We start from the raw sequence: 14,831 nt of genomic DNA on the forward strand, positions 1-14,831 counted from the left end.
GGGACGGGTGCGCGTCAGCCGGTGAGGTCGCCCAGGTCGGCCAGCAACGCGGCCAGTCGGGTACGGCGGGGGCGGACGTCCACCTCGCGCACCGCGCGGGCCAGCGCGGCACCCGAGGCGTGCACCACCGACAGGTGCTGCTGCGCGCGGGTGAGCGCCGTGTAGATCAGCGGCCGGGAGAGCATCCCGCCGGCCTCCGGTGGCACGACGACGACCACGCCCGGCCACTCGGAGCCCTGCGCCCGGTGGACGGTGATCGCCCAGCCGTGCCGCAGGTCCGACATCGCCTTGCCCGTCACGGTGACCGGGCCGGAGGCGAAGGTGACGTCGAGGGAGCCCTCGCCGGTCTTCGTCACCACGCCGACCTCGCCGTTGGCGAACCCGACCGGCTCGAGCTCCAGGTGGTTGGCCGTCGCCACCACCCGGTCCCCGGCGTCGAAGCCCCAGACCGTGCCCTCGCCGGGGTTGAGCACCGCCTTCAGCGCCTTGTTCAGCTCGATCGTCCCGGCCGGCCCGCGGTGCACCGGCGTGACCACCTGGACGGCGCCCGGGTCGATGCCCAGCGCCCGGGGGATGGAGTCGGTGACCAGCTGGACCACCCGTCGCGAGGCCTCCGCACTGCCGGTGGCCGGGACGATCACCACCTCGCGGTCGGGGGAGTCCACCGGCGGCAGCTCGCCCTCGCGGACGGCGGTGGCCAGCCGGGCGATCGCCCCGCCCTCGGCCTGCCGGTAGAGCGTCGTGAGCTCGGTGACCGGGACCGCGCCGGAATCGATGATGTCGCCCAGCACGTGGCCCGGGCCGATCGAGGGCAGCTGGGCCGGGTCGCCCACGAGCAACAGGTGCGTGCCGTCGGGGCAGGCCTCCAGCAGCGCCGCGGTCAGCTCGACGTCCAGCATCGAGGCCTCGTCCACGACCACGACGTCGGCATCGAGGGGCCACTCCTCGTTGCGGGCGAACCCGCCGGTCATGCCCTGGGCACCGAGCAGCCGGTGCACCGTCGTCGCCGGGTGGTCGGTGAGCTCCTCCAGCCGCTTGGCGGCCCGGCCCGTGGGGGCGGCCAGCGCGATCTCGGTGCCCTTGGCGCGGAGCAGCTTCACCACCGCCGCCACCGTGCGGCTCTTGCCGGTGCCCGGCCCGCCGGTGAGCAGGCTGACCCCGGAGCCGAGCACCTGGGCGACGGCCTTCTTCTGCGCCTCGTCCAGCCCCTTGGCCACCGACCGCACCGAGGCCGGGTCCGCGATCCGCCCCGCAGAGGCGGCCAGGCGGGCGATCCCCTCGGCCACGGCCTCCTCGGCCATGCCGTAGCGGGCCAGCGACAGCGACCGCAGGGCGGGGTCGGGCTCGCTGTCGGGATCCTCCGGCTCGGGCGGTTCGTGCTCCAGCACGTCACCGGACTCGACCGCCGCCACGATCGCGGCCGCCGGATCCGCGATGCCCTCGGCCTGCAGCGCGGCGACGACCAGGTCGGCCGGCAGCACGGTGTGCCCGTCGCGGGTCGCCGTCCGCAGGGTCAGCCCCACGATCGCCCGGCCCCGGCGGCTGTCCTGCCGGTCGGCTCCCTTGAGGACGGCGATGGCCAGCCGGTCGGCGTCGCCGAGGGCGACCCCGGGCAGGCTCAGCAACGCCCACGGGTCGTCGCGCAGCCGTCGGGCGGCGTCCGGCCCCAGCGCGTCGGCGACCCCCGCGGCGAGCTTGGCCTGCAGACCGGCTCCGACCAGCAGCTCCACGACGTCGTAGGTGGGCTGCGCGGCCAGGAAGCTGGAGAACAGCCGCTCGGCGCGCTGGCGGCCGACGAGCGGGATCTTCACCAGCCGGTCGGCGGTGACGTCGTCGGGCGCGGTGATGCCGGCCCCCGGCAGCTCGGCCGCCGTCCGCCGGCCCAGCCCCGGCCAGAGCCCGGCGGCGCAGAACGCGGCGAAGACCGGGTCCCCGGCCGGCGCGGAGGGCGTGCCCCCGGTCGAGCTCGCGAGCCCGCTCACGTGTCCGCCCGCCGTTCGGGATAGCCGAAGGCCGGGGCCGAGACGTCCTCCAGCGCGGTGCGGATGGCGGCCGGCAGGCGCACGGTCTCGGCGTCCAGGCTGGCCTGCAGCTGCTGAGCGGTGCGGGCGCCGACGACGGGGGCCACGACGCCGGGCCGGTCGCGCACCCAGGCCAGCGCGACGGCCAGGGGAGTGGTGCCCAGCCCCTGGGCCGCGGTGATCACCGCCTCGACGATCCGGTCGGCCTTCGCCGAGCGGAGCCCGTCGATGAAGCCCTGCCACTGCGGGGAGGCACCGCGGGACTCCGACGGCGTGCTGTGCCGGTACTTGCCGGTGAGCAGGCCCCGCCCCAGCGGCGACCACGGCAGCACGCCGAGGCCGAGGGACTCCGCGGCGGGGATCACCTCGCGCTCGACCCCGCGCTGCAGCAACGAGTACTCGACCTGCGTGCTGATGACCGGGGTGCGGCCGGGCCACGCCCGCTGCCAGGTGGCGGCCTGCGCGGTCTGCCAGCCGGTGAAGTTGCTCACGCCGACGTACCGGGCGCGCCCCGAGGAGACGGCGACGTCGCAGGCGGCCAGCGTCTCCTCCAGCGGGGTCGCCTCGTCCCAGGCGTGCAGCTGCCACAGGTCGACGTGGTCCAGGCCGAGGCGCTCGAGGGAGGCGTCCAGCGCGGCCAGCAGATGACCCCGCGAGGCGCCGCGCCCCATCGGCCCCGGCGCGGTGCGCCCGACCGCCTTGGTGGCGACCAGCACCTCCGAGCGGGGGACGACGTCGGTGAGCAGGTGCCCGAGGACCCGCTCGCTCTCCCCGTCGCAGTACACGTCCGCGGTGTCGACCAGGGTGCCGCCGGCGTCGACGAAGGCGGTCAGCTGCATCGCCGCCTCGTCCTCGTCGGTGTCGCGGCCCCACGTCATCGTGCCCAGCGCCAGCCGGGAGACGACCAGTCCGCTTCGCCCCAGCGCGCGTTGCTCCACGACCGGCCAACCTACCGGCGGACCCCGTCCGCCACCGGGGAGCACCCGGCCGCCCGGAGCGGCGCGGAGGATCACCCGGGCGCCGGGCCTAGGGTGTCCTCCCGTGCCTGCCCGACCGATGCCCCGGCCCGTCCGCACCGTCCCCGGGGGACCGCGCTGATGGGCTGGATCGAGGCGGTCGTCCTGGGGATCGTGCAGGGGTTGACCGAGTTCCTGCCGATCTCCTCCAGCGCCCACCTGCGGGTCGTGGGGGAGGCCTTCGGCTGGGACGACCCGGGGGCGGCCTTCACCGCGATCACGCAGATCGGCACCGAGGCCGCCGTCCTGCTGTACTTCCGGAGGGAGATCTGGCGGATCATCGTGGCCTGGCTGGGCTCCCTGGCCGGGCGACGGAAGGGCGACCCCGACGCCCGCATGGGCTGGCTGATCATCGTCGGCAGCATCCCGATCGTGGTCCTCGGCCTGCTGTTCCAGGACGACATCGAGACGACGCTGCGCGACCTGCGGATCGTGGCGACGGCGCTGATCCTGTTCTCGCTGATCCTCTTCTGGGCCGACCGGGTGGGCGCCAAGAAGCGCGAGCTCGCCGACCTCACCGTGCCCCACGGCATCGGTTACGGGTTCGCGCAGGCGATGGCGCTCATCCCGGGCGTCTCCCGGTCCGGCGGCACCATCACCATGGGGCTCTTCCTCGGCTACTCCCGCTCGGCGGCGGCGCGCTACTCGTTCCTGCTCGCCGTCCCCGCCGTCCTGGGCTCGGGGTTCTTCCAGGCCTACGAGTCGCTGACCGGTGACGTCGCCGGCGAGGGGGTCTCCTGGGGGCCGACGATCCTGGCCACCGTCATCGCCTTCGGCGTCGGCCTGACGGTGATCGCCTGGCTGCTGCGCTACCTGGACCGGGGCAGCTTCACGCCGTTCGTCGTCTACCGGATCGCGCTGGGCACGCTGGTCCTCGTGCTGGTCTGGACCGGCGTCCTCGACCCCACGTGAGCCGGGCCGCGCAGCCGGTCGGCCTAGTCTTCCTGCCGTGACCACGGTGATCCTGCTCCGGCACGGGCGGACGACGGCCAACACCGGTGGCGTCCTCGCCGGCTGGACACCCGGCGTGCAGCTCGACGAGACCGGCGCGGCCCAGGTGGCGGCGGTGGGGGAGCGGCTGGCGAAGGTCCCGTTGGCCGCCGTGATCAGCAGCCCGCTGGAGCGCTGCGTGCAGACGGCCGGGGTCGTCGCCGCCGGCCGCGACGTCGACGTCCGGACCGACGACCGGCTGGGCGAGGCCCGCTACGGCGACTGGACCGGCCAGACGATCAAGGAGCTGGTCAAGGACCCGCTCTGGAAGATCGTCCAGCAGCACCCGTCGGCGGCGGTGTTCCCGGGCCCCGAGGGGGAGGGGCTGGCGCAGACCCAGGCCCGCGCGGTGGCCGCCGTCCGGTCGTGGAACGCCGAGCTCGGGCCCGAGGCGGTCTGGCTGGCCTGCAGCCACGGTGACGTGATCAAGGCGATCCTCGCCGACGCGCTGGGCCTGCACCTGGACCAGTTCCAGCGGATCGTCGTCGACCCCGCCTCGATCTCGGTGGTGACCTACACCGACACCCGCCCGTTCGTCGTCCGGGTGAACGACACCGGCGGCGACGTCTCCGCGCTGATCCCGCCGCCCCGCAGACGCCGGCGGACCAAGGCCTCCTCCGACGCCGTCGTGGGCGGCGGAGCGGGCACGACGGTCTGACCTCGGCGGCCCCGTCCCGAGGCTCGCGTCGCGCGAAGCGTGACGTGAGAAGGACGGGGTCCTTCTACCGCGTAACCTGGTCGCGTGCCCCGTCAGGTCCATCTCTTCGAGCGTCCGACCCGCTTCGTCGCCGGCACCGTGGGCCAGCCCGGCGACCGCACCTTCTACCTGCAGGCGTCCGACGAGAGCGGCCGCACGGTCAGCGTCGCCCTCGAGAAGACGCAGGTCCAGGTCCTCGCCGACCGGATGAACGAGCTGCTCGACGAGGTGGCCGGCCGGGCCAGCACGGTGATCCCCGAGGTCGCCGAGGTCGACGACCTCGAGCCGCTCACCGCCCCCGTCGACGAGGAGTTCCGGGTCGCGGCCATGGGCCTGGCCTGGGACGGCTCGGCCGAGGCCGTCGTCGTGGAGGCCGTCGCCGCCGGCGAGGAGCCGATCGACGAGGAGGCCATCCTCTCCGACAGCGACGACGGGCCCGACGCGCTCCGGGTGACCATCACGCCGGTCGCCGCGCGCGCCTTCGTCGCCCGCGCCCGCCGGGTCATCGCCGCAGGCCGGCCGCCGTGCCCGCTGTGCTCCCTCCCGCTGGACCCGGCCGGGCACGTGTGCCCGCGGCAGAACGGCTACCGCCGCTGACCGGCGGCTCCCCGATGAGCGAGCAACCGGTCGAGCCGGACCTGCGCGCCCCTGCGGACGACGACGAGGCGATGCGGCTGCTCCGCGAGGGCGTCATCGACCTCGAGGGCCGGATGCTGGACGCGTCGAACGTGACCCTGGTCGGCGCCATCCGGTCCGACGAGCTGGCCGCGGAGTGCGTCTACAAGCCGGTCGCGGGGGAGCGGCCGCTGTGGGACTTCCCCGACGGCACCCTGGCCGGCCGGGAGATCTCCGCGTTCCTGGTCTCCGAGGCCACCGGCTGGCGGGTCGTGCCGCCGACCGTGCTGCGCGAGGGCCCCTTCGGCGCCGGCATGGTCCAGCTGTGGATCGACGGCGACGAGGACGTCGACCTGGCCGCCTTCGTCCGCCGCGACGACCCGGCGCTGCGCCGGATGGCCGTGTTCGACGCCGTCGTCAACAACGCCGACCGCAAGGGCGGGCACATCATCCCGATGCCGGACGGCCACGTGTACGGCGTCGACCACGGCATCTGCTTCTCCGTCGACCCCAAGCTGCGGACCCTGCTGTGGCGGTGGGCGGACGAGCCGCTGACCGCCGAGGCCGTGGCCGTGCTGGAGCGGCTGGGCGACGAGCTGCGCGGGGACCTCGGCGAGGCCCTGCACGAGCACCTGACCCGCCGCGAGGTGCGCTGCACCCAGCAGCGGGTCGCCGAGCTGCTGCGCACCGGCCGGCACCCCGAGCCCAGCGGCGAGTGGCCCGCCCTGCCCTGGCCGCCGTTCTGAGGGCCGAACCATGCGAACTCGTGGCCATCAGCCGCTGATGGCCACGACTTCGCATGGTTCGCGCTGACGTCCTGGCTCTAGGGTGCCCGCCATGCCGCACCGCTCGCGTCTGTCGATCCTGCTGCTCGACCTGCCGCCGGAGCAGCACGCCGCCGGCAGCGCCTTCTGGGCCGGGGCCACCGGCCGGACGGCGGAGCCCGACAGCACCGACGAGAAGTGGGCGTCGCTGGGCGCGTTCGCCGAGGGCTGGCACGTCGAGATCCAGCGGACCGGCGAGGGGACGGCGCCGCGATGGCACGTCGACATCGAGACCGACGACATTCCCGCCGAGGTTGCCCGCCTGGAGGCGCTCGGGGCGACGCGGCACCAGGACATGGGCTCGTTCTGGCAGCTGCTCGACCCGGCCGGTCTGGTGTTCTGCGTCGTCGGCGTCCAGACCGGCGAGGAGTTCGACCGCCACGCCGTCTCCTGGCCGTGAGCCGCGCTAGTCCAGACTCACCAGGTCGATCATGGCGGCCGCCTGGAGGCCGTCGCCGTCCACGGTGAGGACCTCCAGCGGCACCCGCCGCCACAGCGTGAGCAGCAGATCGCCGGCGGTCCCGGTCAGCGCCGCGATCGGGAAGGGGCGGCTGCCGGGGAACAGGGTGCGCTCGGCATCGGCGTCGACCGCGTGCAGCACGACGGGATGCGCTCCGGGGGGCGGTCCCTCCGGCAGGGCGCCGGGGACCATCACGTCCAGCCACTCGTCGATCCCGTCCAGCCCGACGTCGGCGGGGATGGGGCGGACGTCGCCGAGCACCTGCTCCACGTCGACGACGTGCACGGTGGCCTCCTGCGCCTGGCGGCGGAGCACGAAGGCGACGTCCTGCTGCGGGGCCCACGTCCAGACCCGGGTCGCCGGCTCCGCGCCGCCGAGCACGAGCTCGAGCTCGGCGTTCTGGGCGGTCAGGAAACCCAGGAGCTCGTCGTCCGGGCGCCGCCGCGGCTCCACGTACGTCGAGGGGTCGTAGGCGCGGCTCCGCACCACCCACGTCCAGAAGTGCTGGACCTCCGACAGGTGCCAGACCAGGTCGTTCAGCCGCCAGTCGGGGCAGCCGGGCACCGGGGCCTGCCAGCCGTGGGCGAGCACCGCCTCGGCCGCCGCCCCGGCGAACCGTGCGTTCGCCTTCTCCAGGACCGGCAGGTACTCGTCCAGCTCCATCGCTCCTCCTCGTGCCCGCCCCGCGCCGACCCCCGGACGCTAGGGGAGGGACACGGCGAACGGGGCGCTCCCGGTGCGCGGCGCAGCCGCGTCGGCACCCCGCTCTAGGCTCGTGCCGTGCTCTCCTGGCCTGCCCCGCTGCTCCCGACCCTGCCCGGGACCGGGCCCCTCCTCAAGGTCCACGACACCTCCCGCGGCGAGGTGGTGGCCACCAGCCCCGGTTCGACGGCGCGCATGTACGTCTGCGGCATCACGCCCTACGACGCCACCCACCTGGGGCACGCGGCCACCTACCTGGCGTTCGACCTGGTCAACCGGATGTGGCGGGACGCCGGGCACGCCGTGCACTACGTCCAGAACGTCACCGACATCGACGACCCGCTGCTCGAACGCGCCGACCGCGACAACGAGGACTGGGTCGTGCTCGGCATGCGCGAGACCGCCCTCTTCCGCGAGGACATGGCCGCCCTGCGCGTGCTCCCGCCGGAGGACTTCGTGGGCGCCGTCGAGTCGATCCCGCGCATCGTCGCGCACGTCGAGGACCTGCTCGACGAGGGCCTGGCCTACGTGCTGGACGACGGGACCGGCGACATCTACCACGACGTCGCGCAGGCACCCGGCTTCGGCGGCGAGTCGCGGTACGACGAGGCGACCATGCTGCGCTTCTTCGCCGAGCGCGGCGGGGACCCCGAGCGCGTGGGCAAGCGCCAGCCGCTGGACCCGATGCTGTGGCGCGGGCAGCGGCCGGGCGAGCCGTCGTGGCCCGGGCCGCGCGGCACCTCAGGTCGGCCGGGTTGGCACATCGAGTGCGCCACCATCGCGCTGGACACCATCGGCATGGGCTTCGACGTCCAGGGCGGCGGCAACGACCTCGTCTTCCCGCACCACGAGTACTCCGCCGTGCACGCCGAGGCCCTGACCGCGACCAAGCCGTTCGCGCGGGCCTACGTGCACGCGGCGATGATCGGCCTGGACGGCGAGAAGATGAGCAAGAGCCGGGGCAACCTGGTGTTCGTCTCCAAGCTGCGGGGCGAGGGCGTCGACCCCATGGCGATCCGGCTGGCCCTGCTGTCCGGCCACTACCGCACCGACCGCGCCTGGACGGCCGACCTGCTCCGGCAGGCGGAGGAGCGGCTGGCCACCTGGCGCCGCGCCGTCGCCCTGGACGACGGTGCTCCCGCCGCGCCGCTGCTCGTGGGCCTGCGCGAGCGGCTCTCCGACGACCTCGACAGTCCCGGGGCCATCGCCCTGGTGGACGCGTGGGCGGCGGAGACCCTGGCGGCGGGCGACGACGCCGAGGAGGAGTCGCCGCGGATCGTCTGCGACGCGGTCGACGCCCTGCTGGGAGTGGCGCTGGACCCGAGCGCCCGGGACAGAGCGCTGGACCCGAGCGCCCGGGGGACCGCCCTGGGCGAGCGCGGATGACTGGCCCGGGCTCCTTCCGGTTCACCGACCGGGCGGCGCGCGAGGCCGCGGAGGTGCAGCTCGCGCCGGCGGCCGCGCGCGCGGCCGACAGCCGCGGACGGGTCCGCCCGGAACCCGAGGACCCGCTCCGCACCTCCTTCGAGCGGGACCGGGACCGGATCCTGCACGCCAAGGCATTCCGCCGGCTCAAGCACAAGACGCAGGTCTTCCTGAACCCCGACGGCGACCACTTCGTCACCCGGCTCACCCACACCCTGCAGGTCACCCAGGTCGCGCGGTCCCTGGCGCGGGCGCTGGGGCTGAACGAGACGCTGGCCGAGGCGATCGCGCTCGCCCACGACGTCGGGCACTCGCCGTTCGGCCACCTCGGCGAGGACGCGCTCGAGCCCTACGTGCCCGGCGGCTGGCACCACGCCGCCCAGGGCGTGCGGATCGTGGAGGTGCTGGAGCACCTCAACCTCACCTGGGAGGTACGCGACGGCGTCCGGTCGCACAGCTGGAAGATCGCCCCGCCGCCCTCCGCCCGCGAGGGGGAGTGCGTCCGCTACGCCGACCGGATCGGCTACCTGTCCCACGACGCGCTCGACGCCATCCGCGCCGGGGTGATCCGGACCGACGACCTACCGGCCCGGGCCCGCGAGGTGTTCGGCGCACCCGGCAGCGAGATGGTCGGCACGATGATCGACGCCGTCGTCGAGGGTTCCCTGTCACCGCAGAACAGCGACGGCGCCGTCGTCATGGCGTCCGGACCGCTGGCGGCGATGCACGAGCTGCGGGCGTTCATGTTCGAGCGGGTGTACGCCTCGGAGGCCGCCGCCGGCCAGAAGCACGTGGCCATCGACGTCATCCGCCGGCTGGTGGACCACCACCTGGCCCACCCCGAGCTGATCCCGGCCTCCTACCGTGATACCGAGGCCGACGCGATCACTCAGGTCGTCGACTACGTGTCCGGCATGACCGACCGGTTCGCCCTCGCCATGCACGACCGGCTCTTCGACGCCGACGCCACGTCCCGGATGACGCCGCTCCTGCGGGCGCAGTAGACCGAGAAGGCAGTTGGTGCCCGCGACACGCGGGGACACGCCGACCCGGGCGACCGGAACTGCCCTCTCGGCCGGACCTAGCTCGTGCCGCCACGGCGGCGCAAGTACCTCTCGAACTCCTTGGCGATGGTGTCGCCGCTGGCCTGGGAGAGGTCGACCTCGGCGGCCCGCTCCTCGAGCGAGCGCACGTACTCCACCACCTCGTCGTCCTCGTTGGCCATCTCGTCGACCGTCTTGACCCAGTCGTCGGCCTGCTGGGGCAGGGCGCCCAGCGGCACGGGCAGCTCGAGGACCTCCTCGACCCGCTGCAGCAGCGCGACGGTCGCGCGCGGCGAGGGCGGCTGCGACACGTAGTGCGGTACGGCCGCCCAGAAGCTGATCGCCGGCAGACCGGCCTGCACGCACGCGTCCTGGAAGACCCCGAGGATGCCGGTGGGCCCCTCGTAGGACGACGTCTCCAGCCCGTAGGTCCGCGCGGACTGGGCGTCGTACGCCGATCCGGTGACCGGGGTGGGCCGGGTGTGCGGCGTGTCGGCCAGCAGCGCGCCCAGCGCGACGACGATCGAGACGTCCAGCTCGCGCAGGATCGCGATCAGCTCGTCGCAGAACCCGCGCCAGCGCATGTTCGGCTCGATGCCCCGGATCAGCACGACGTCGCGCTCGCTCCCCGGCGGGCGGGCCACCGAGATGCGGGTCGTCGGCCACTCGATGCGCCGGCTCACCCCACCGACCAGCGACACGGTCGGCCGGTTCACCTGGAAGTCGTAGTAGTCCTCGGGGTCCAGCGCCGCCAGCGGCTTCGCGTCCCAGATCAGCTCGAGGTGCTCGACGGCCCCGGTCGCGGCGTCCCCGGCGTCGTTCCAGCCCTCGAAGGCCACCACCACCAGCGGTTCGGTCAGCCGGGGCAGGTCGTCAGCTGCGGACTGTGGATCGGTCACCTCTCCGAGCCTACGTCGATCCGGTCGGACCGCCCGGTTCGGCGACCCGTCCGCGTGATGTCGGCACCGACTCCCGGGCACGGAATGAGAGGATGGCCACGACATCGGGAGCGCCCAAGCCTGGGCCAGCCCGCCGGGGTGCCGGAGCCACCGAGCCCGCACACCCACTGCAGAGCACCACTGGGGATCGCCTGTGTCCGAATCACCCACCCTCCGCCCGGATGCCACCGCCGAGCTGACCGCGCTGCTCGAGGAGCGGATCCTCGTGCTCGACGGCGCGATGGGCACCGCCATCCAGCGCGACCGGCCCGACGAGGCCGGCTACCGCGGGGAACGCTTCGCCGACTGGCCGACCGACGTGCAGGGCAACAACGACCTGCTCAGCATCACCGCTCCGGAGATCATCGCGGCCATCCACCGCGAGTACCTCGAGGCCGGCGCGGACCTGATCGAGACCAACACCTTCAACGCCACCACGATCTCGCTGTCCGACTACGGCATGCAGGAGCTCGCCTACGAGCTCAACGTCGTCTCCGCGCGGCTGGCCCGCCGCGAGTGCGACGCGATGACCGCACGCATCCCGGACAAGCCGCGGTTCGTCGTCGGGGCGATCGGGCCGACCAGCCGGACGGCGTCCATCTCGCCCGACGTCAACGACCCGGGCGCCCGCAACGTCAGCTTCGACCAGCTGGTCGAGGCCTACCTCGAGCAGGCCAACGGCCTGGTCGACGGCGGCTCGGACGCGCTGCTGATCGAGACGATCTTCGACACGCTCAACGCCAAGGCCGCGATCTTCGCGTTGGAGACGCTGTTCGAGGAGCGCGGACGCCGCTGGCCGGTGGTCATCTCCGGCACGATCACCGACGCCTCCGGCCGGACGCTGTCGGGCCAGGTGACCGAGGCGTTCTGGCACTCGGTGCGGCACGTCAAGCCGCTGCTGGTCGGCCTGAACTGCGCGCTGGGCGCCAAGGAGATGCGGCCCTACCTCGCCGAGATCGCACGGGTCGCCGACACGTTCGTCTCCTGCTATCCCAACGCCGGGCTGCCCAACGCCTTCGGGGAGTACGACGAGGCGCCGGAGGAGACCGCCGCGATCATCGGCGAGTTCGCCGACAGCGGGTTCGTGAACCTGGTGGGCGGCTGCTGCGGCACCACGCCGGCGCACATCGCCGCCATCGCGCGGGCCGTCGAGGACCGGGCGCCGCGCCTCCCGGTCGAGGTCCGCCCGGCCCTGCGGCTGTCCGGCCTGGAGCCGGTCACCGTCGACGAGGACTCGCTGTTCGTCAACGTCGGCGAGCGCACCAACATCACCGGCTCGGCCCGCTTCCGGAACCTGATCAAGGCCGGTGACTACCCGACCGCGCTCACCGTGGCGCGGCAGCAGGTGGAGGCCGGCGCGCAGGTCATCGACGTCAACATGGACGAGGGGATGATCGACGGCGTCGAGGCGATGGACCGCTTCACCAAGCTGATCGCCGCCGAGCCCGACATCTCCCGCGTGCCCGTGATGGTCGACTCCTCCAAGTGGGAGGTCATGGAGGCCGGCCTCAAGAACATCCAGGGCAAGGCGATCGTCAACTCGATCTCCCTCAAGGAGGGCGAGGAGAGGTTCGTCCACCACGCCCGGCTGTGCCGCAAGTACGGCGCCGCCGTCGTCGTCATGGCCTTCGACGAGGACGGTCAGGGCGACACCCTGGAGCGCCGCACGCAGATCTGCCGGCGTGCCTACGACATCCTCGTGGAGCAGGTCGGGTTCCCGATCGAGGACATCATCTTCGACCCGAACATCTTCGCCGTCGCCACGGGCATCGAGGAGCACGCCAACTACGGCCTGGACTTCATCGAGGCCACCCGCTGGATCAAGCAGAACCTGCCCGGCGCCCTGGTCTCCGGCGGCGTCTCGAACGTCTCGTTCTCCTTCCGCGGCAACAACCCGGTGCGCGAGGCGATCCACTCGGTCTTCCTGTACCACGCGATCGCGGCCGGGCTGGACATGGCGATCGTCAACGCCGGCCAGCTCGAGGTCTACAGCGAGGTGCCGGAGCTGCTGCGCGACCGCATCGAGGACGTGATCCTCAACCGCCGCCCGGACAGCACCGAGCGGCTCCTGGAGATCGCCGGGGACTTCGCCGGCGACGGCTCGGTCAAGGAGGTCGCCACCGAGGAGTGGCGGTCGCTGCCGGTGGGGGAGCGGATCACCCACGCCCTGGTGAAGGGCATCGACGAGTTCGCCGAGAGCGACACCGAGGAGCTGCGCGCCGAGATCGCCGCCCGCGGCGGCCGGCCGATCGAGGTGATCGAGGGCCCGCTGATGGACGGCATGAACGTCGTCGGCGACCTCTTCGGGGCCGGGAAGATGTTCCTGCCGCAGGTGGTGAAGTCCGCGCGCGTGATGAAGAAGGCCGTCGCCTACCTGATCCCGTTCATCGAGGCGGAGAAGCAGCCCGGCGACGTCGAGCGCACCAACGGCAAGGTCGTCATGGCGACGGCGAAGGGCGACGTCCACGACATCGGCAAGAACATCGTCGGCGTCGTGCTCCAGTGCAACAACTACGACGTCGTCGACCTCGGCGTGATGGTGCCGCCGCAGAAGATCCTGGACGCGGCCAAGCACGAGGGCGCCGACATCATCGGCCTCTCCGGCCTGATCACGCCGTCGCTGGACGAGATGGTCACCCTCGCGTCGGAGATGGAGCGCCAGGGCTTCGAGGTCCCGCTGCTCGTCGGCGGGGCCACCACCTCGCGGGCGCACACCGCGGTCAAGATCGCGCAGAAGTACCACGGGCCGGTCGTCTGGGTGAAGGACGCCTCGCGGTCCGTGCCGGTCGTGGCGGCCCTGCTCTCGGACGAGCAGCGACCGAAGCTGCTGGCCGAGACCGCGACCGAGTACCAGGCGCTGCGCGAGCGGCACGCCGCCCGCCAGGACAGCCGGACGCTGCTGCCGATCGCCGCGGCCCGCGCCGCGGCCCCGCCGATCGACTGGAGCGGCTACACCCCGCCGCGGCCGCGGATGCTCCTCCAGCAGGCGCTCGACGTCTGCGCCGGCCCGACCTGCGACCACGTCCACCACATGGCGACGCAGTTCGTCCGGACGTTCGCCGACTACCCGCTGGCCGAGCTGCGCGACTACATCGACTGGCAGCCGTTCTTCAACGCCTGGGAGATGCGGGGCCGGTTCCCCGACATCCTGCACAACCCGGCGTCCGGGGAGGCGGCCCGCCGGCTCTACGAGGACGCCCAGGCGATGCTCGACCGGATCATCGACGAGAAGTGGCTGACCGCCAGCGGCGTGTTCGGGCTCTTCCCGGCCAACCAGGTCGACGGCGACGACATCGAGGTCTACACCGACGAGTCGCGCGCCGCCGTCCGGACGACGCTGCACCAGCTGCGGCAGCAGACCGAGGGGCGCGACGGGTCGCCGCGCAAGTCGCTGGCCGACTTCGTGGCCCCCAGGGAGACGGGGCTCCGGGACTACGTCGGGGCCTTCGCGGTGACTGCGGGTCTCGGCTCCGTCGAGCGGGTGATGGACCTGAAGAAGGCGAACGACGACTACAGCGCCATCCTGCTCGAGTCGCTGGCCGACCGGCTCGCCGAGGCCTTCGCCGAGCGACTGCACGAGCGGGTGCGCAAGGAGTTCTGGGCCTACGCCCCGGACGAGCACCTCGACGCCGACGGGCTCATCGCGGAGAAGTACCACGGCATCCGCCCCGCACCGGGGTATCCGGCCTGCCCGGAGCACACGGAGAAGCAGACGATCTGGGAGCTCCTGGACGTGGAGGCGAACACCGGGATCCAGCTCACCGAGAGCATGGCCATGTGGCCCGGCGCCGCCGTGAGCGGGCTGTACTTCGCCCACCCGCAGTCGCAGTACTTCGTCCTGGGCCGGGTGGGCCGCGACCAGGTCGAGGACTACGCACGGCGCAAGGGCTGGACGGTGGACGAGGCGGAGAAGTGGCTGTCACCGAACCTGGGCTACCGCACCGAGGACGAATGACGGCGCCCGGAACTCCGCACGCTCCGGGCGCGCTGCCGACCGGAGGGCTCGCACGGGTCCTCCGGTTTGGCAGAGGTCACGTATCGGGCGTCATCGTTTCGTAGTACTTTCGTTATCTGTTCGCCGGGCCCCGCTCCTCGACCGA

The 14,831-nt window shown here is 73.2% G+C and carries 12 protein-coding genes; 8 read left to right on the forward strand and 4 right to left on the reverse strand.

Going from position 1 to position 14,831, the window contains the following annotated elements; translation table 11 throughout:
• Positions 1-14 precede the first annotated feature (14 nt).
• Both BM142_RS25530 and BM142_RS16865 read right to left on the reverse strand, forming a co-directional pair.
• The gene (locus tag BM142_RS25530) at positions 15-1,982 is read right to left on the reverse strand and encodes an AAA family ATPase (protein ID WP_092201355.1); all 1,968 of its coding nucleotides are present in this window, start codon (positions 1,980-1,982) and stop codon (positions 15-17) included.
• Positions 1,979-2,959: an aldo/keto reductase gene (locus BM142_RS16865; protein WP_092201357.1), complete on the reverse strand. Its 981-nt coding sequence runs from the start codon at positions 2,957-2,959 to the stop codon at positions 1,979-1,981. Before BM142_RS16865 ends, BM142_RS25530 begins: the two co-directional genes overlap by 4 nt.
• A 159-nt stretch (positions 2,960-3,118) precedes the next feature.
• Between BM142_RS16865 and BM142_RS16870 the strand changes: the two genes are divergently transcribed.
• The 5 genes from BM142_RS16870 (at position 3,119) to BM142_RS16890 (ending at position 6,563) form a co-directional block, all read left to right on the forward strand.
• The gene (locus tag BM142_RS16870) at positions 3,119-3,949 is read left to right on the forward strand and encodes an undecaprenyl-diphosphate phosphatase (protein WP_092201359.1); all 831 of its coding nucleotides are present in this window, start codon (positions 3,119-3,121) and stop codon (positions 3,947-3,949) included.
• Between the two features lie 37 nt (positions 3,950-3,986).
• A complete protein-coding gene (locus BM142_RS16875; protein WP_092201361.1) occupies positions 3,987-4,685 on the forward strand; it encodes a histidine phosphatase family protein in 699 nt (232 codons plus the stop codon).
• Positions 4,686-4,769: 84 nt separating this feature from the next.
• Positions 4,770-5,321, forward strand: a complete 552-nt coding sequence (locus BM142_RS16880) for a DUF3090 family protein (RefSeq protein WP_092201363.1) — start codon at positions 4,770-4,772, stop codon at positions 5,319-5,321.
• Positions 5,322-5,335: 14 nt separating this feature from the next.
• On the forward strand, positions 5,336-6,085 hold the full coding sequence (locus tag BM142_RS16885) for an SCO1664 family protein (protein WP_175527319.1): 750 nt from the start codon (positions 5,336-5,338) through the stop codon (positions 6,083-6,085).
• A gap of 91 nt (positions 6,086-6,176) precedes the next feature.
• The gene (locus BM142_RS16890; RefSeq protein WP_092201367.1) at positions 6,177-6,563 is read left to right on the forward strand and encodes a VOC family protein; all 387 of its coding nucleotides are present in this window, start codon (positions 6,177-6,179) and stop codon (positions 6,561-6,563) included.
• A gap of 6 nt (positions 6,564-6,569) precedes the next feature.
• Here BM142_RS16890 and BM142_RS16895 read toward each other — a convergent pair whose 3' ends face one another.
• Positions 6,570-7,286, reverse strand: a complete 717-nt coding sequence (locus BM142_RS16895) for a maleylpyruvate isomerase family mycothiol-dependent enzyme (RefSeq protein ID WP_092201369.1) — start codon at positions 7,284-7,286, stop codon at positions 6,570-6,572.
• A 117-nt stretch (positions 7,287-7,403) separates the two neighbouring features.
• Between BM142_RS16895 and mshC the strand changes: the two genes are divergently transcribed.
• A complete protein-coding gene (gene mshC / locus BM142_RS16900) occupies positions 7,404-8,711 on the forward strand; it encodes a cysteine--1-D-myo-inosityl 2-amino-2-deoxy-alpha-D-glucopyranoside ligase (protein WP_092201371.1) in 1,308 nt (435 codons plus the stop codon).
• On the forward strand, positions 8,708-9,754 hold the full coding sequence (locus BM142_RS16905) for an HD domain-containing protein (RefSeq protein WP_092201373.1): 1,047 nt from the start codon (positions 8,708-8,710) through the stop codon (positions 9,752-9,754). The genes mshC and BM142_RS16905 overlap by 4 nt, the downstream gene beginning before the upstream one ends.
• Before the next feature lie 77 nt (positions 9,755-9,831).
• Here the strand turns inward: BM142_RS16905 and BM142_RS16910 are convergent, their stop codons facing one another.
• Positions 9,832-10,692, reverse strand: coding sequence for a PAC2 family protein (locus BM142_RS16910; protein WP_254791025.1), 861 nt, complete (start codon positions 10,690-10,692; stop codon positions 9,832-9,834).
• A gap of 193 nt (positions 10,693-10,885) precedes the next feature.
• Between BM142_RS16910 and metH the strand changes: the two genes are divergently transcribed.
• Positions 10,886-14,686, forward strand: a complete 3,801-nt coding sequence (gene metH / locus BM142_RS16915) for a methionine synthase (protein WP_092201375.1) — start codon at positions 10,886-10,888, stop codon at positions 14,684-14,686.
• Positions 14,687-14,831 lie beyond the last annotated feature (145 nt).

This window comes from Blastococcus tunisiensis (assembly GCF_900112815.1).
GTDB classification, from domain to species: Bacteria; Actinomycetota; Actinomycetes; order Mycobacteriales; family Geodermatophilaceae; genus Blastococcus_B; species Blastococcus_B tunisiensis.

Excerpts from the sequence above, each read along its gene's own strand:
- BM142_RS16870 (WP_092201359.1), top strand. The coding sequence starts at position 3,119 with ATGGGCTGGATCGAGGCGGTCGTCCTGGGGATCGTGCAGGGGTTGACC.
- BM142_RS16885 (WP_175527319.1), top strand. The coding sequence starts at position 5,336 with ATGAGCGAGCAACCGGTCGAGCCGGACCTGCGCGCCCCTGCGGACGAC.
- BM142_RS16890 (WP_092201367.1), top strand. The coding sequence starts at position 6,177 with ATGCCGCACCGCTCGCGTCTGTCGATCCTGCTGCTCGACCTGCCGCCG.
- BM142_RS16895 (WP_092201369.1), bottom strand. The coding sequence starts at position 7,286 with ATGGAGCTGGACGAGTACCTGCCGGTCCTGGAGAAGGCGAACGCACGG.
- BM142_RS16905 (WP_092201373.1), top strand. The coding sequence starts at position 8,708 with ATGACTGGCCCGGGCTCCTTCCGGTTCACCGACCGGGCGGCGCGCGAG.